The organism is Pseudomonas sp. R62 (assembly GCF_000257605.1).
GTDB classification, from domain to species: Bacteria; Pseudomonadota; Gammaproteobacteria; order Pseudomonadales; family Pseudomonadaceae; genus Aquipseudomonas; species Aquipseudomonas atacamensis.
In genome coordinates this window covers 1039514-1040687 of sequence record NZ_JH635999.1, presented here as the reverse complement: position 1 = coordinate 1040687, position 1174 = coordinate 1039514, and the positions used below count along the sequence as shown (strand labels likewise).

The 1174-nt window shown below is 61.2% G+C and carries 1 protein-coding gene; it reads left to right on the top strand.

The features are described 5' to 3' along the window. A partial coding sequence (locus tag OQK_RS31625; RefSeq protein WP_038861603.1) for a dihydropteroate synthase occupies positions 1 to 1174 on the top strand: 1174 nt, incomplete at both ends.

Below are 1174 nucleotides of genomic sequence, written 5' to 3'. Positions count from 1 at the left end.
CGCCTCCGGTCGTACCCTGTCCGGCCAGACCACCGAGGCGTTCTGGAACTCCGTGGCCCACGCCAAGCCGATTTCCGTGGGCTTGAACTGCGCCCTCGGCGCCAGCGAACTGCGCCCGTACCTGGAAGAGCTGTCGAACAAGGCCAGCACCCACGTATCCGCGCACCCGAACGCCGGCCTGCCGAATGAATTCGGCGAGTACGACGAACTGCCGTCGCAAACCGCCAAAGTCATCGAAGAATTCGCCCAGAGCGGTTTTCTCAACATCGTCGGCGGTTGCTGCGGCACCACGCCGGGCCACATCGAAGCCATCGCCAAAGCCGTGGCCGGTTATGCGCCGCGGCAGATTCCAGACATCCCCAAGGCTTGCCGCCTGTCGGGTCTGGAGCCGTTCACCATCGATCGCAGCTCGCTGTTCGTCAACGTCGGCGAGCGCACCAACATCACCGGTTCGGCAAAATTCGCCCGCCTGATCCGTGAAGACAACTACACCGACGCCCTCGAAGTCGCGCTGCAGCAGGTCGAGGCCGGCGCGCAGATCATCGACATCAACATGGACGAGGGCATGCTCGATTCGAAGAAGGCCATGGTCACCTTCCTCAATCTGATCGCCGGCGAACCGGATATCTCGCGCGTGCCGATCATGATCGACTCGTCGAAATGGGAAGTCATTGAAGCCGGCCTCAAATGCATCCAGGGCAAGGGCATCGTCAACTCGATCAGCATGAAAGAAGGCGTCGAGCAGTTCATCCATCACGCGAAACTGTGCAAGCGCTACGGCGCTGCGGTGGTGGTGATGGCCTTCGACGAAGCCGGTCAGGCCGACACCGAAGCGCGCAAAAAGGAAATCTGCAAACGCTCCTACGACATTCTGGTCAACGAAGTCGGCTTCCCGCCGGAAGACATCATCTTCGACCCGAACATCTTCGCCGTCGCCACCGGCATCGAAGAGCACAACAACTACGCCGTCGACTTCATCAACGCCTGCGCCTACATCCGCGATGAGCTGCCGTACGCGCTGAGCTCCGGCGGCGTGTCCAACGTGTCGTTCTCGTTCCGTGGCAACAACCCGGTGCGTGAGGCGATTCACTCGGTGTTCCTGCTCTACGCGATCCGCGCCGGGCTGACCATGGGCATCGTCAACGCCGGTCAACTGGAGATCTATGATCAGATC